Origin of the sequence: Nocardia puris, from assembly GCF_036051655.1 — a bacterium.
Classification (GTDB): domain Bacteria; phylum Actinomycetota; class Actinomycetes; order Mycobacteriales; family Mycobacteriaceae; genus Nocardia; species Nocardia puris.
Genome location: NZ_CP107943.1, coordinates 1585380 through 1601745, shown reverse-complemented (window position 1 = coordinate 1601745; position 16366 = coordinate 1585380). Strand labels below are relative to the sequence as shown.

The window sequence follows — 16366 nt, the reverse complement described above, 5'->3', positions numbered from 1 at the left end:
GCCGAATTCCCGCTTATAGAAAGTGGTACCGCCGACGAGCAGCGCACGTTCGGTTCCCGGCGTCGAGTGTCGATTGTCATGCATGGCGGTTGCGGTCGATGGGGATCGCAGGGCGAAAGGTCGAGTCGATGCGGGATGGCGGGATACGCGGGATAGTTGCCAGAGGATGGTCGCGGGGGTGGCTGCGCCGGTCGGCCGCCGGTCTGGCACTCGCGGTGGCCGCGCCGTTCGGGGTGGCGGCGGTGGGGCCGATTCCCTCGGCCGCCGCGGACTACAACCCGGCCGGTTTCGATTTCTGGGTCGACTCCAGCATGGGCCCGATCAAGACGCGCGTCTTCCGCGCCGCCGACGGCAACACCCGCCGCGTCGTGTACGCGCTCGACGGCCTGCGCGCCCGCAACGACCTGAGCGGCTGGGAGATCGACACCGAGATCTCGCGGGTGCTGCCGCAATGGAACATCAACGTGGTGATGCCGGTGGGCGGCCAGTCCAGCTTCTACTCGGACTGGATCGCGCCGAGCAACACCAACGGCCAGACCGCCCCGTACGCGTGGGAGACCTTCCTGACCCAGAACCTGCGCTGGGCGCTGCGTGACCGGCTGGGCTTCAATCCCTACGGGAACGGCGTGTTCGGCCTGTCCATGGGCGGCAGCGCCGCGCTCGCGCTGGCCGCCTACCACCCCGACCAATTCCGTTACGCCGGTTCGTATTCCGGCTACCTGAACATCTCCGCGCCCGGTATGAAAGAGGGGTTGCGGCTGGCGCTGCTGGACGCGGGCGGGTTCAACATCGACGCCATGTGGGGCCCGCCGTGGGATCCGCGCTGGCTGCGCAACGACCCGTTCATGTTCGCACCGCTGTTGCGCGCCAACGGAACTCGCCTGTGGATCGCGACCGGCAACGGGGTGAACGGCCCGCGCGACGTGATCGAGGAACCGATCGACGTCTACCACCTCGGCAACGCCATGGCGCTGGAGACGATCGCGCTCGCCAACACCCGCGCGTTCCAGGCCCGGATGGACAGTCTGGGCGGCGCCAACGCCGTGTATCGCTATACGCCGGTGGGCGTGCACTTCTGGCGCTACTGGGAGGATCAGGTCTATGAGATGCTGCCGGATCTGAGCGCCCATCTCGGGTGAGATGACAAAATCGGACATCCGGGACGACATCGCGACCGGAACGCGATAGGGTCACCGCACGATCACAGAGTGTGCGCGGGCGGATATCGGCCAACGGAGCGGCGGCAATCTTGCTAACGATTCGGGTGTCGAATATTCTCTCGCGAGCGCAAGTGTGTGACCAGATCGTTGCAGCGCGGTCATCTGTGCCGGAGGTCGGGATCCGGCGCGAGTGTGACGTGCGTCTCGTCGGCACGGGTGTCGGCTCGCCTCACGGTGAGCGGGCGCCACAACAGCAGAAAGAGAGCAGTATTCATGCGTTTCGGCAGGGCCGCCGCGCCGAAGAGTGTCAAGGCAGGACGGCGAGGCGCACCTCGTGGATGGCGTCAGCGAATTCTGGCTGTCGGCGCAGCGGCACTAGCGCTGCCGATCGCCACCGGACTGGCGGCCCCGACCGTCGCCACGGCCGCCCCGGCGTACGCGCCGGTGTTGCGTGCGCCGGCGGGGGGCTACGAAGAGCTCATGGTGCCCTCGCAGATGGGCCCGATCAAGGTCCAGGTGCAGTGGGCCGCGCGGGGCGGCAACGCCGCGCTCTACCTGCTCGACGGCATGCGCGCCCGCGACGACCGCAACGCCTGGTCGTTCGAGACGAACGCCATGGAGCAGTTCAAGAACGACAACATCACCCTGGTGATGCCGGTCGGCGGCCAGTCCAGCTTCTACCGCGACTGGTACGCGCCCTCGAACACCAACGGGCAGAAGACCACCTACAAGTGGGAGACCTTCCTCAGCCAGGAGCTGCCCAACTTCCTCGCGGGCTACGGCGTCTCCAAGACCAATAACGCCGTCGTCGGCCTGTCCATGGGCGGCAGCGCGGCCCTGGCCCTGGCCGCCTACCACCGCGACCAGTTCAAGTTCGCCGGTTCCTACTCCGGCTACCTGAACATCTCCGCGCCGGGCATGCGCGAGGCGATCCGCATCGCGATGCTGGACGCCGGCCGCTTCAACGTGGACGCGATGGCCGCGCCGTGGAGCCCGGAGTGGCTGCGCATGGACCCGTTCGTGTTCGCCCCGCAGCTCAAGGGCCTGCCGATGTACATCTCGGCGTCCTCGGGCCTGCCCGGCCAGCACGACCGCCCGAACTCGCCGGTCGGCGTGTTCAACACCGGTAACGCGATGGCGCTCGAGGCCCTCTCGCTGGTGAACACCCGCGCCTTCCAGGTCCGCCTGAACTCGCTGGGCATCCCCGCCCACTTCGATTTCCCGGCCACCGGCACCCACAACTGGAAGTACTGGCAGGACCAGCTGTGGAACACCCGCAAGGGCATCCTCGACGCCACCGGCGCCTGGTGAGGTAAGTACCCGAAAGTTCCACGACGCCGCCGTTTCCCCAGGAAACGGCGGCGTCGTCGCATTGAAGGGTCAACCCTCTGAGACGGATTCGTTAGCTACTGGCGTGGCGTGCACGGAACTTCGTCTTTTCAGGAGTACAAAACTCTTGTGGCTGGAGTTGCTTGTGGTAAGAGAGCGAAACGGCGCGGCGGACGTTCCGCACGCGGTCGGCTCACCCTGCTGGCCACCGCGCTGACCATCCCGCTGGCCGCCGGACTCGCCGCCGCCCCCGCCCAGGCCCAGCCGGCCGCCGTGCCCGCCGAGGCCACCGTCCACAACGCCATCTGGCTGACCGACCGCCGCGTCGCCCTCTGGGTGAACTCGCCGTCCATGGGCACGCCCGTGCAGGTGCAGCTGCTGCTCGCCCGCGACTGGAACACCCGCCCCGACGCGAAGTTCCCGCTGCTGTTCATGCTCGACGGCCTGCGCGCCACCGAGGACGAGAGCGGCTGGACCAAGGACGCGGGCGCCGCCGACTTCTACGCCGACAAGAACGTCACCGTGGTGCTGCCGGTGGGCGGCCAGTCCAGCTTCTACGCCGACTGGTTGCAGCCCGACAACGGCCGCAACTACAAGTGGGAGACGTTCCTGACCAAGGAACTGCCGCCGCTGCTGGAGAGCCAGTGGCGCGCGACCGACGCCCGCGGCCTGGCGGGCCTGTCGATGGGCGGTACGGCCGCCATGTTCCTGGCGGGGCGCAACCCGCAATTCGCGAAGTACGCCGCCTCCTACTCCGGCTTCCTCACCACCACCACGCTGGGCATGCCGCAGGCCATCCAGTTCGCCATGCGCGACGCGGGCGGCTACGACTCGGCCGCCATGTGGGGCCCGCCGACCGACCCGCAGTGGGAGGCGCACGATCCCTACCGGCTGGCCGAGCACCTGAAGGGCGTGAGCCTCTACGTCTCCAGCGGCGCCGGCACCACCGGGCCGTTCGATCAGGAGTCCGGGATCATCCCCGGCATCAGCACCAACTTCGCCGGGATGGGTCTGGAGATCCTCTCGCGGCTCACCTCGGAGAACTTCGTCACCAAGCTCGGTGAGCTCCAGATCCCGGTGCAGGTGAATTACCGTGCGTCCGGGACGCATTCGTGGCCCTACTGGGATTTCGAGATGCGCCAATCCTGGCCGCAGGCCGCCTCGGCGCTCGGCGTGGAGCCGAACGGCCCGGCGTGTGCGGCGGCCGGCGCGATCGGCCCGGTGGCCGCCGCGAACGGCTGGCTCGGCCCGTGCCGCACGGCCGAGTACGCGGTGCCGGGCGGTGTGGCGCAGGACTTCGTCGGCGGCCGGGTGTTCTATTCGGGCGCGACAGGCGCGCACGCGGTGGGCGGCATGATCGGCGGCGGCTACCAGGCCGCGGCGGGTCCCGGCGGTCCGCTCGGGCTGCCCATCGACGGGGAACACCCCCTGCCGGACGGGCGCGGGCGCTACCAGGCGTTCCAGCACGGCTCGCTGTACTGGACGCCACAGACCGGCGCGCATGTGGTGCGCGGCGCGATCCTCGACGAGTGGGGCAGGCAGGGCTTCGAGCGCGGCCCCGCGGGCTACCCGGTGGCGCCCGAGGTGAAGACCCCCAACCGCGACGGCGCGGTGCAGGCGTTCGAGAACGGGCCCTTCTACTACAGCGCCGCCACCGGCGTGCACCGCGTGCAGGGACTGATCCTGGGCAAGTACGCCGAAATGGGTTACGAGAACAGCTGGCTCGGCTTCCCGGCCGCCGAGGAGCAGCCGCTGAAGGACCTCGGCCGCTACAGCCGGTTCGAGGGCGGCAACCTCTACTGGAGTCCGCTCTCGGGTGCCTGGGCGGTGCGCAACGGTCCGCTGATGGACGCGTGGGGCGCGGAGGGTTTCGAGAACGGCAGGCTCGGCTATCCGGTCGGCGACGAGTTCGCCATCCCGGGTGGTGTGCGCCAGAACTTCCAACTGGGGTTCGTCACCGTCGTCGACGGCAAGGCGCAAGTGCACGGCAACTGAACCCCGCCGTTGCCATTACCCTGGGGGCCGACCGATCCCCCCTGCCGACAGATCGAGGACAGACATTCATGCATCGGACCCGTGGAAAGGTATTCGGCGTCGCGGTGGCCGTGGCCGCCACCGCCCTGCTCACCGCGTGCGGTGACAACGACTCCACCGCGTCGAGCACCCCGACGCTGACCACCACCGCGGCGGCGCCCACCTCGGCCGCGGCGCCGACCGGCGCCGAGAACCACGAGGACCACGGCCAGACGCCGGCACCCGCCCCCGAGACGACGCCGCAGGCCGAGACCCCGGCCCCCGAGCGTCCGCAGCCGGTGCCGACCGCCGAGACCCCGCAGGGTTCGGCCGACCTCAGCGAGCGGGACCAGAAGTTCCTCGACGCGCTGAAGGAGCAGGGCATCACGCCGTACGGGCCCGATATCGCGCTGAGCATCGCGGCCTACGTGTGCGACGGCACCGCCTCCGGGGTGTCCGATCAGGAGATCACCACCTTCGTCAACGCGATGGCCGGTGCCGACCCTTCCTTCGACCCGGCCAAGATGCCGGTCGAGAAGGCCGGTGAGATCTACATCCAGACCGCGAAGTCGACCTACTGCCAGTGAGCGCGCGTCGCGGTGCCCGATCCCGCCGGTCCCGGCCGGCGGGCTGTCTGGTGTTCCTCGCGGTGGTGGCGCTGCTCGTCATCATCGTGATCGCGCTGTGGTACCTGCTGGCCGGGCGCCTGCGGGTGCCCGAGCCCGGCCCCGGGCCCGAGCCGCCGCCCACCACCCAGCCCGAGACCTGTCCCGATGTGCAGCTGTACTCGGTGCCGGGCACCTGGGAGTCGAGCAGCGTCGACGATCCGTACAACCCGTCGGCCAATCCCGCCTCGCTGATGCTGAACATCTCCGGGCCGCTGCGCGCACAGTTCCCCGGCGACCGGCTCGACGTGTACACGGTGCCGTACGTGGCGCAGTTCTCGAACCCGATCGCGATTCCGCCGGACGGTCAGCAGTCCTACAACAACAGCCGGTCCGAGGGCACCCAGCGCCTGATCGACGCGATGACGGCGCGCGCAAGTGAATGCCCCTTGACGACCTATGTGCTGGCGGGCTTCTCCCAGGGCGCGGTGATCGCGGGCGACGTGGCCGCCCGCATCGGCGCGGGTGAGGGCCCGGTCGCCGCCGACCGCGTGCTGGGCGTCGCGCTGCTCGCCGACGGTCGCCGCACCGGCGAATCCGGGCCGGGCCAGGCCGTCGAGATCGGCCCGCCGCCGCCCGGCGTGGGTGCCGAAGTCGCGCTGGCCGGGTTGAACGTGCCCGGCATCACGATGACCGGCCCGCGTGAGTTCGGCCCCCTCGGCGAGCGCACCTTCACCATCTGCGCGCCGGGCGACCTGATCTGCGATTCGCCGCGCCAGGCGCTGAATCCGGTGAACTGGGTGCCGAGCGTGCTGACCCTGGTCGGCGCGATCGGCAATCCGGTGCACAACCTGTACAACGGCTATGTCGTGGACGGCAACGGCACCACGGCGACGCGGTGGACGGTGGGGTGGGCGAGCGGCCTGATCGAGTCGGCCCCGCGCCCGCCGCATTCGTGAGATGGCACAAACCACACCCTCGCGGCGTGTGCCGGGCACCGCGCTCGGAAGACAACGCACAGGAGTTCGTCGGTACGTTGTAAAGTGCGCTGATGATCGCGACGTACGCCCGAGTATCCGGGGCTGTGTCGCGCCGCATTTCCTTACAGCCAGGAGCATGAGTTCATGACACAAGCCGCCGCACCGGCCGGTGAGCTGACCGCGCTGGGCACCCCCGCGCGTCCTTTCCGCTTCGCGGCCGCGGGCGAGGGAAACAAGCAAGAGGGTGGCGCGCGCAAGTTCGTGCAGACGGCGCAGCAGGCCGAGGAGTACGGCTTCGACACCTTCGTCGTGCCCGACCACCTCGGCGACCAGATCGGCCCGATCGCCGCGCTGGGCGCGCTGAGCCAGGCCACCGAGCGGATCCGGCTGGGCACCTCGGTGCTGGCCAACGGCTTTCGCCATCCGGTGGTGCTGGCCAAGGATCTCGCCACCATCGACGTGCTCTCCAAGGGCCGCCTGGAAGTGGGCATCGGCGCGGGCTGGAAGCAGGACGAGTACCTCGCCGCCGGCCTCGACTACGACTCGCCGGGTGTGCGCCTCGCCAAACTGGACGAGACGCTGACGATTCTGGACGTGCTGCTGCGCGGCCAGGAGTGCCACTTCGAGGGCAAGTACTACAAGGTCGACGGGATCAAGGGCACGCCGCGGCCGCGGCAGGGCCCGCGCCCGCCGATCTGCACCGGCGGCGGCGGACCGAAGATGCTGCGCCTGGCCGCCAAGCACGCCGACATCATCTCCGTCGTTCCGGTCACCACCAAGAACGGCAAGGGCCTGCTCTCCGGCATCACCCTGGAGAAGACCGTGGAGAAGGTGAACTTGATCAAGGAGGCCGCGGGCGACCGCTTCGCCGAGATCGAGCTCAACTGGGCGATCACCGCGATCGTCATCACCGACGACCGGGAGAAGACCGCGGAGATGGCGCTGTCGGCCATCGATCGCGGCCTGCACCCGGACCTGGAGGTGGACACCAAGCTCTCCGTCGAGGACATCCTGAACTCGCCGTACGTGGCGATCGGTAGCTTCGAGGAGATCGCCGAGCAGATCCGCCGTGTGCGGCAACTCACGTCGATGTCGTACGTCGGGGTGTTCCCCACCCAGATGGACGCTTTCGCGCCGGTTATCCCCCTGCTGCGGGAAGAGTGAACGGGTCATCTCTGTAACATGACCCTGGTTTGAATACATCTAGCCGATAGCGGTCACCGCGCAGACCGCAGGAATAATCCGCAGGCTGTCGTCTTGTCACGAGAGCATCCGCGGGCGAAAGCGAGTCGGGGCCTCACAGGTGAACAGTGGTGTACGCACCGCCGTTCAGGGTGCGCCTCGGAGGAGAAGAAGGAATGGAAGAGACTTTCGACGACTACCTGGACGAAACCGGGAACATCCGAATTCCCGAGGATCACACCCTGGTTGATCACGTCGAGAAGCACACCCGCAATGACGCGAACACGCTCGCGTACCGCTACATCGATTATTCGCGGGAACGCGATGGTGAGGTACACGAGCTGACGTGGCAGCAATTCGGGGTGCGGCTGCGCGCGGTGGCCGCCCGCCTCCAGCAGGTCACCAAGCGGGGTGACCGGGTCGCGATCCTGGCCCCGCAGGGTCTGGACTACGTGGTTTCCTTCTTCGCCGCGATCTACGCGGGCACCATCTCGGTGCCGCTGTTCGACCCGGACGAGCCCGGTCACACCGACCGCCTGCACGCGGTGCTCGGCGACTGCCAGCCCTCGGCCATCCTGACCGCCAGCTCGTCGGCGGCCGGGGTGCGCCAGTTCTTCCGCGCGCTGCCCGCCGCGCAGCGCCCGCGCATCATCGCCGTGGACGCCATCCCCGACAGCGTCGGCGAGACCTGGGTGCGCCCGGACCTCAAGATCGACGACATCGCCTACCTGCAGTACACCTCGGGTTCCACCCGCGTGCCCGCCGGTGTGGAGATCACCCACCGCGCGGTCGGCACCAACCTGCTGCAGATGGTGGACGCGATCAACCTGGACTGGAACTCGCGCGGCGTCACCTGGCTGCCGCTGTTCCACGACATGGGCCTGCTCACGGTGATCCTGCCCGCGGTGGGCGGCAAGTACATCACCATCATGTCGCCGAGTGCGTTCGTGCGGCGGCCCTACCGCTGGATCAAGGAGCTGGCCGCCGTGTCCGACGGCGCGGGCACCTTCGCCGCCGCGCCGAACTTCGCCTTCGAGCACGCCGCCGCGCGCGGTTTGCCCAAGCAGGGCGAGTCGCTGGACCTGTCCAACGTGATCGGCCTGATCAACGGCTCCGAGCCGGTGACCACGTCCTCGATGAAGAAGTTCAACGAGGCGTTCGCGCCGTACGGCCTGCCCAAGACCGCCATCAAGCCCTGCTACGGCATGGCCGAGGCCACGCTGTTCGTCTCGGCCACCAAGGCCGAGGACGAGGCCAAGGTCACCTACGTCGACCGCGACGCGCTGAACGCGGGCCGCATGGTGAAGGTGGAGCCCGGCACCGACAACGCGATCGCGCAGGTGTCCTGCGGTTATGTCGCGCTGTCGCAGTGGGCCGCGATCGTGGACCCGGAGACCGTCGAGAACGACGGCGGCGGTCATGAACTGCCCGACGGCCGGGTCGGCGAGATCTGGCTGCACGGCAACAACATGGGCATCGGCTACTGGGGCCGCCCGGACGAGACCAAGAAGACCTTCCAGAACAAGATCACCGAACGCCTGCCCGAGGGCAGCCACGCCGAGGGCACGCCCGAGGACGCGAACTGGATGCGCACCGGCGACTACGGCGTGTACTTCGAAGGCGAGCTCTACATCACCGGCCGGGTGAAGGACCTGGTGATCGTGGACGGCCGCAACCACTACCCGCAGGACCTCGAGTACTCCGCGCAGGAGGCCAGCAAGGCGCTGCGCCCCGGCTTCGTCGCGGCGTTCTCGGTGCCCGCCAACCAGCTGCCCGCCGAGGTGTTCGAGCAGGGCAGCCACTCCGGGCTGAAGACGTTCGACGCCGACGACGCCTCCGAGCACCTCGTCATCGTCGCCGAGCGCGGTCCCGGCGCCGGCAAGGCCGATCCGCTGCCGATCGCCGACGCGGTGCGCGCGGCGGTCTCGCAGCGCCACGGTGTGACCGTGCGTGACGTGCTGCTGGTGCCCGCGGGCTCGATCCCGCGCACCTCCAGCGGCAAGATCGCCCGGCGCGCCTGCAAGACTGCGTATCTGGAGGGAACGCTGCGGGGTGGTTACACCCAGCAGGCTTTCCCCGATGCACCGGAAGAGTAAGAGCCCAGGGTGAGCTAGAGGCCGGTCACCGGCGCTCGGCGCGGACGTGTTCCGAGCCGGGCGCCATTTCGCGGCGCGCCCGGTACGGAGACAGGTAGCTTGAGGAACTGATGGCTGACAACGAGGGCACGCCCGCCGAGACGACCGAGACCGCACCCGTCGCGCCGACGGCTTCCGAGGTCGCGCCGCCCGCCGACATCACGGTGAGCGAGGTGCGAGAGTGGTTGCGCCGCTGGGTCGCCGACGCCACCGGGCAGGCGATCGAGCAGGTCACGGTGGACCGGCCGATGGAGGAGTTCGGCCTGGCCTCGCGCGACGCGCTGGCGCTGCACGGTGACATCGAGGAGATCACCGGCGTGGTGCTGGCGGCCACCGTCATCTATCAGCATCCGACCATCGCCTCGCTGGCCGAGGTCATCGTCAACGGCGAGCCGGAGCTGCCGGCGGAGTCGGCCGACGACGCCTTCTACGCCGGATACACCCCGGGCGAGGCGCACGACATCGCCATCGTCGGCCTGTCCACCCGCCTGCCCGGCGCGGGCGACACCCCCGAGTCCACCTGGGACTTCCTCATCAACGGCGGCGACGCGATCCGCGAGCTGCCCGAGGGCCGCTGGGAGGAGTTCACCAGCGATCCGGCCACCGCGAAGCTGATCGAGGAGAGCAACACCCTCGGCGGCTACCTGGACCAGGACGTGGTCAAGGGCTTCGACGCGGAGTTCTTCGCCATGTCGCCGGTCGAGGTGGAGCGCGTCGACCCGCAGCAGCGGCTGATGATGGAGCTCACCTGGGAGGCGCTCGAGCACGCCAGGATCCCGGCCAGCGAGCTCAAGGGCGAGCAGGTCGGCGTGTTCGTCGGCTCCTCGACGCAGGACTTCCAGCTGATCGCGGCGCTGGGCCTGGGCGATCGCGACCCGAGCCTGCCGATCTCGGCGGAGGCCTACGCGCTGCTGGGCGCCTCGACCGGCATCATCGCCAACCGCGTCTCCTACTTCTTCGACTTCCGCGGCCCGTCGGTCACCGTCGACACCGCGTGCTCGTCCACCATCGTCGCCGTGCACCAGGCCGTGCGCGCGCTGCGCGACGGTGACGCCGACCTGGCGCTGGCCGGCGGCGTGAACATGATCCTCGCGCCGGTCGCCTCGCTCGGCTTCGAGAAGAACGGCGCGTTCGCGAAGAACGGCCGCATCAAGGCGTTCTCCGCCGACGCCGACGGCATGATCCGCTCCGAGGGCGCGGGCCTGGTGGTGCTCAAGCGCCTGGCCGACGCCGAACGCGACGGCGACAAGATCTACGCCGTGATCAAGGGTTCCGCGGTGAACAGCGACGGCCGCTCCAACGGCCTGTTCGCCCCCAACCCCGACGCGCAGGCCGACGTGCTGCGCGCCGCCTACCGCGACGCGGGCATCAAGCCGTCCACCGTCGACTACATCGAGGCGCACGGCACCGGCACCCTGATCGGCGACCCGATCGAGGCCGACGCGCTGGGCCGGGTGGTCGGGCGCGGGCGCGACGCCGACAAGCCCGCGCTGCTCGGTTCGGCCAAGACCAACTTCGGCCACCTGGAGTCCGGCGCGGGCGCGGCCAGCCTGGCCAAGATCGTGCTGGCGTTGCAGCACAACGTCATTCCGCCCAACCTGCACTACGCGGGCCCGAACCCCTACATCCCGTTCGAGCAGGCGAACCTGAAGGTCGTGGACACCCCGACCGAGTTTCCGCGCTACAGCGGTGTGGCCACCATCGGCGTCTCCGGCTTCGGGTTCGGCGGCACCAACGCGCACTTGGTGATCCAGGAGTACGTGCCGGCAGCCGCGACGGAAACCGAAGCGCCGCAGGTCGATTCGGACGGCGAAGAACTGGACGCCGAAACCACCGACGTGGTGGCCGAGGCCACCGAGATCGTGGCGGAGGCCGAGGCCGCCGAGGCCGAGCCCGAGTGGTCGCCCGGGCGCGAGGAGCCGCTGCCGGTGATCCTCGCCGTGTCGGGGTACCTGCCCTCGCGCCGCAAGCGCGCCGCCGCCGAACTGGCCGACTGGCTGGAGGGCGCGGGCAAGGACGCGCCGCTGGCCGATGTGGCGCGGGCGCTGGCCAAGCGCAGCCACTGGCGCTCGCGCGGTGTGGTCGTCGCCAAGACGCACGAGGAGGCCGTCGCCGGTCTGCGCGCCATTGCCGCGGGCAAGCCCGGCAACGGCGTGTTCACCTCCGACGCGCCCGCCGCGCAGGGCCCGATCTGGGTGCTCTCCGGCTTCGGCGCGCAGCACCGCAAGATGGGCAAGCAGCTCTACGCGGAGAACGCGATCTTCCGCCGCGCCGTCGACGAGGTCGACGAGCTCGTGCAGGACGAGGCGGGCTACTCGATCCGCGAGATGCTTCTCGACGACGCCCAGGACTACAACGTCGGCACCTCGCAGGTCGGCATCTTCACCATCCAGATCGGCCTGGCCGCGCTGCTGCGCGCGCACGGCGCCGAGCCCACCGCCGTCGTCGGGCACTCCATGGGCGAGGTCGCCGGCGCCTACATCGCGGGCGGTCTCGCGCTGGAGGACGCGGTGCGCGTGATCTGCGCCCGCTCGCGCCTGATGGGCGAGGGCGAGCAGATGATCAGCGACGACGACGTGCGCAATATGGCGCTGGTCGAGCTGAGCGCCGACGACGTGGCCACGCTGCTCGCCGACTACCCCGACGTGGAGTGCGCGGTGTACGCGGCGCCCACCAACACGGTGATCGGCGGCCCGGCCGAGCAAGTGCAGGCGATCGTCGCGAAGGTCGAGGAGGCGGGCAAGTTCGCGCGTGTGCTCCCCACGCGCGGCGCGGGCCACACCTCCCAGATGGACCCGCTGCTCGGCGAATTGGCCGCCGAACTGGCCGGCATCGAGCCGACCGAGCTCACCGCCGGCCTGTATTCCACGGTGCACAAGGAGACCTACTACCGTCCCGGCAGCGACCCGGTGCACGACGAGGACTACTGGGTCACCAACATGCGCCACAGCGTGTACTTCACCAACGCGGTGAAGCTCGCCGTGGACGCCGGCCACACCACCTTTATCGAGCTGGCGCCGAACTCGGTCGCGCTCATGCAGGTGCTCGGCACCACCTACGCGGCCGGGCTGCACAACGCCCAGCTCATCCCGACGCTCAAGCGCAAGGAAGACGAGTCGGCGGGCGTGATCTCGGCGCTGGCCCAGCTCTACGTCAACGGCCACGCCGTCGACCTGCCCTCGCTGTTGCCCGACGGCGACTACGCCGACGTGCCGCGAACCCTGTTCCTGCGCAAGGAGTTCTGGCCCAAGGGCCGGATGGCCGCCGGTGGCGGCAGCGGTCGCGCCCCCGGCGCGCACGTCGCGCTGCCCGACGGCCGCCACGTGTGGGAGGTGCAGGCCTCGGCCGTCACCGAGCTGCCCGCGCTGGTGCGCGCGGCCGCCGCGCAGGTGCTCGGCGACGTGGCGCTCGGCGCGTCGGTGCCGCACGGCGAGCTGCCCGCCGCGGGCACCCTGACCACCACGCTGACCCCGCACCTCGGCGGTGCGTCGGCGCAGGTGCATGCCAAGGAGGGCAACGCCTTCCGGCTGCTGTTCGAGGCCGTCGTCACCTCCGGAGCGCCGCTGCCGGAGGCCGTCGCCGCGCAGCCCGTCACCGAGACCGCCGCGGCGCCCGCCGAGGTGGAGGTCGTGGAGAGCTTCGGCGACCGGTGGGACCCGAACGGCAGTCAGACCCTCGAGGACCGGCTGGCGCTCATCGTCGCCGAATCCATGGGCTACGCCGTCGAGGACCTGCCGATGGAGATCCCGCTCATGGAGCTGGGTCTGGACTCGCTGATGGCCATGCGCATCAAGAACCGCGTGGAGTACGAGTTCGACATCCCGCAGTTGCAGGTGCAGGCCGTGCGCGACGCCAACCTGCACGAGGTCGGCAAGGTGCTGCGCTACGCCATCGAACATCGCGACGAGGTGCAGGCCATCGCCGAGCGCCAGGCCGCGGGCGAAGACGTCACGGTGGACGCCGATTTCGTCGCCGCCGCGCGCGCCGCGCTGGAGGCGGGGGAGGATCCCGTCGCGGCGGCGAAGGACGCGGGGGCGGAGGTGCCGGTGGCGCAGGCCGCGACCGCTACGGCGGAGTCCGCTGCCGCGACTGGTGCATCCGCCGGCGTTACCGCCGAGTCCGCTACCGCTGCCGGTGGGTCCGGCTCCGTGAACGCCGAGTCCGGCGCCGCTGCCTCGACTGTGGAGTCGACCGCCGCCGCGCCGAGTACCACCGGAACGGCGACTGCGACGCCGAGCACCACCGAGCTATCGGCCCAAGCGAAGTCCACCGGAACCACCGATATCGCCGCTGTCTTCGGTGGCACCGACCCCGCCGAGCCGGCCGACACCGAGAACGTCCCGCCGCGCGACGCGGCCGAGCGCCTGGTCTACGCCACCTGGGCGATCGTCACCGGCAAGTCGGCGGGCGGCATCTTCAACACCCTGCCGATCCTCGAGGAGGAGGTCGCCGAGAAGCTGGCCGAGCGCCTCACCGAACGGGTCGGCGCGGAGGTCACCGTCGACGACGTGCTCGACTCGGAGACCATCGAGGAACTCTCCGACGTGGTACGTGAGCTCCAGGACAGCGGCGCCGACGTGGACGGTTTCGTCCGCCCGCTGCGCGCGCGCCCGGACGGTTCGAATGCCGTGCCCGTCTTCGTGTTCCACCCGGCCGGTGGCAACACCCTGGTCTACGAGCCGCTGCTCAAGCGCCTGCCCGCCGACACCCCGATGTACGGCTTCGAGCGCGTCGAGGGCTCCATCGAGGAGCGGGCCCGCCAGTACCTGCCGGAGCTGCGCAAGATCCAGGGCGAGGGCCCGTACGTGCTGTACGGCTGGTCCCTGGGCGCGGTGCTCGCGCTCCAGGTCGCGCAGTTGCTGCGCGCCGAAGGGGCGGACGTGCGCCACGTCGGCCTGATCGACCTGGTCATCCCGGTCGAGGACGAGGACAACAGCCCCTCCGAGCGCGTCCGCCGCATCGAGCGCTACCAGGCCTTCGCCAAGAAGACCTACAACGTGCAGGGTGAACTCGACCGCGAGCAACTCGAGACGCTGGCCGCCGCCAGCGACGAGGAACAGTTCAAGATGATCGGCGATCTGATCAAGCTCAGCGGCACGAAGATCCCCGGCGGCGTGCTCGAACACCAGAAGCATTCCTGGGTGGAGAGCCGCGAGCTGGCCAAGATCCAGCCGAAGCCCTACGGCGGCCACGTCGTGCTCTACCTGGCCGATCGCTACCACGACGGCGCCATCGAGCTCGAACCGCGCTACGCGCACCGGCGGCCCAACGGTGGCTGGGACGAGTACGTGCAGAACCTGGAGATCATCCATATCCCCGGCGATCACTTGCAGATCATCGACGAGCCGCGCATCGGCACGATCGGCGCCGACCTGACCGCGAAGCTCACCGGGATCGAGGCGAAAGGGGCCCCGTGAGCACTACTGCCGAGAAACTCGCCGACCTGCGTAAACGCCTGGAGCTGGCGCAGGAACCGGCGGGTGAAGCGGGGGTCACCAAGCGGGCGCGCAAGGGCATACCCAGCGCCCGCGACCGGATCAACATGCTGCTCGATCCGGGCACCTTCGTGGAAATCGGCGCCCTGGTGCGCAAACCGGGCGACCCGGCCGCGCTCTACGGCGACGGCGTGGTCACCGGGCACGGGCTCGTCGACGGCCGCCCGGTCGCGGTGTTCTCGCACGACCAGACCGTCTACGGCGGTTCGGTCGGCGAGATGTTCGGCCGCAAGGTCGCCTACATCATGGAGTACGCGGCCCGGGTCGGCTGCCCGGTCGTGGGCATCAACGACTCCGGCGGCGCGCGCGTGCAGGAGGCGGTCACCTCGCTGGCCTGGTACGCCGAGCTGGGCCGCCGCCAGGAACCGCTGTCGGGCCTGGTGCCGCAGGTGTCGATGATCCTCGGCAAGTGCGCGGGCGGCGCGGTGTACGCGCCCATCAACACCGACGTGGTGGTGGCGACCGAAGAGGCGTACATGTTCGTCACCGGTCCCAAGGTGATCCGCGAGGTCACCGGCGAGGACGTGAGCCTGGAAGAGCTCGGCGGCGCGCGCAGCCAGGCCGAGTACGGCAATATCCACCACGTCGCCAAGGACGAGGAAGCCGCCTTCCGGTGGGTGCGCGAATACCTGAGCTTCCTGCCCACCAGCTGCCAGGAACCGCCGCCCATCGTGAACCCCGGGCTGGAACCGGAGATCACCGACTCCGATCGCGAACTGGACTCGATCGTGCCCGACTCCGACAACGCGGGCTACGACATGCACGAGATCCTGCTGCGCATCTTCGACGACGGCGATTTCCACGAGTTCGGCGAGACGGCGGGCCGCAATATCATCACCGGTTTCGCCCGGGTCGACGGCCGCAGCGTCGGTGTGGTCGCCAACCAGCCGATGGTCTACGCGGGCGCCCTGGACGCGCGCGCCTCCGACAAGGCCGCGCACTTCGTGCGGCTGTGCGACGCGTTCGAGCTGCCGCTGGTCTTCGTGGTGGACACCCCCGGCTTCCTGCCGGGCGTGGAACAGGAGAAGATCGGCGTCATCAAGCGCGGCGGCCGGTTCCTGTTCTCCTTCGTGGAGGCCACCGTCCCGAAGGTCACCGTGGTGATCCGCAAGTCCTACGGCGGCGGCTACGCGGTGATGGGGTCCAAGCAGCTCGGCGCCGACGTCAACCTGGCCTGGCCCACCGCCCGCATCGCGGTGATGGGCGCGGAGAGCGCGGTCAGCCTGATCGGCGCCCGCCAGATCGAGGCGGCGCCCGAGGACCAGCGCGCGGCGATCCGCCAGCAAATGATCGACTTCTACAACGCGACCGTCGCCACGCCGTGGGTCGCGGCCGAACGCGGATACATCGACGCGGTCATCGAACCGGCCACCACGCGCCTGGAGATCCGCAAGGCCCTCCAGCTGCTCCAGGACAAGACGATCTCCCGCAATCCGCGCAAACACCACCTGCTGCCGCTCTAGAACG

Annotated in this window: 9 protein-coding genes; all 9 read left to right on the top strand. The window is 69.7% G+C overall.

The annotated features are described in order from the left end of the window. Window positions 1-128 precede the first annotated feature (128 nt). The 9 genes from OHB21_RS07035 (at window position 129) to OHB21_RS06995 (ending at window position 16362) form a co-directional block, all read left to right on the top strand. Complete coding sequence (locus OHB21_RS07035; RefSeq protein ID WP_067509886.1) at window positions 129-1139, top strand: alpha/beta hydrolase; 1011 nt, start codon at window positions 129-131, stop codon at window positions 1137-1139. 294 nt (window positions 1140-1433) lie between these two features. Next, window positions 1434-2471 carry an alpha/beta hydrolase gene (locus OHB21_RS07030; RefSeq protein WP_267465286.1) on the top strand — a complete coding sequence of 346 codons (1038 nt, stop codon included), beginning with the start codon at window positions 1434-1436 and terminating at the stop codon, window positions 2469-2471. Between the two features lie 147 nt (window positions 2472-2618). Continuing rightward, complete coding sequence (locus OHB21_RS07025) at window positions 2619-4484, top strand: alpha/beta hydrolase-fold protein (protein WP_084537729.1); 1866 nt, start codon at window positions 2619-2621, stop codon at window positions 4482-4484. A 68-nt stretch (window positions 4485-4552) separates the two neighbouring features. Beyond that, entirely contained in the window at window positions 4553-5089 is a 537-nt protein-coding gene (locus tag OHB21_RS07020; RefSeq protein ID WP_067509758.1) for a DUF732 domain-containing protein, read from the top strand. Continuing rightward, window positions 5086-6066 (top strand): cutinase family protein, encoded by a 981-nt coding sequence (locus OHB21_RS07015; RefSeq protein WP_084537727.1) that lies wholly within the window; start codon window positions 5086-5088, stop codon window positions 6064-6066. Before OHB21_RS07020 ends, OHB21_RS07015 begins: the two co-directional genes overlap by 4 nt. Before the next feature lie 165 nt (window positions 6067-6231). Continuing rightward, a complete protein-coding gene (locus tag OHB21_RS07010; RefSeq protein ID WP_067509754.1) occupies window positions 6232-7251 on the top strand; it encodes an LLM class F420-dependent oxidoreductase in 1020 nt (339 codons plus the stop codon). Window positions 7252-7445: 194 nt separating this feature from the next. Further along, window positions 7446-9365 (top strand): long-chain-fatty-acid--AMP ligase FadD32, encoded by a 1920-nt coding sequence (gene fadD32, locus OHB21_RS07005; RefSeq protein ID WP_067509752.1) that lies wholly within the window; start codon window positions 7446-7448, stop codon window positions 9363-9365. Window positions 9366-9475: 110 nt separating this feature from the next. Next, window positions 9476-14821: a polyketide synthase Pks13 gene (pks13, locus tag OHB21_RS07000; RefSeq protein WP_084537725.1), complete on the top strand. Its 5346-nt coding sequence runs from the start codon at window positions 9476-9478 to the stop codon at window positions 14819-14821. Then, window positions 14818-16362 carry an acyl-CoA carboxylase subunit beta gene (locus OHB21_RS06995; protein WP_067509750.1) on the top strand — a complete coding sequence of 515 codons (1545 nt, stop codon included), beginning with the start codon at window positions 14818-14820 and terminating at the stop codon, window positions 16360-16362. The genes pks13 and OHB21_RS06995 overlap by 4 nt, the downstream gene beginning before the upstream one ends. Window positions 16363-16366 lie beyond the last annotated feature (4 nt).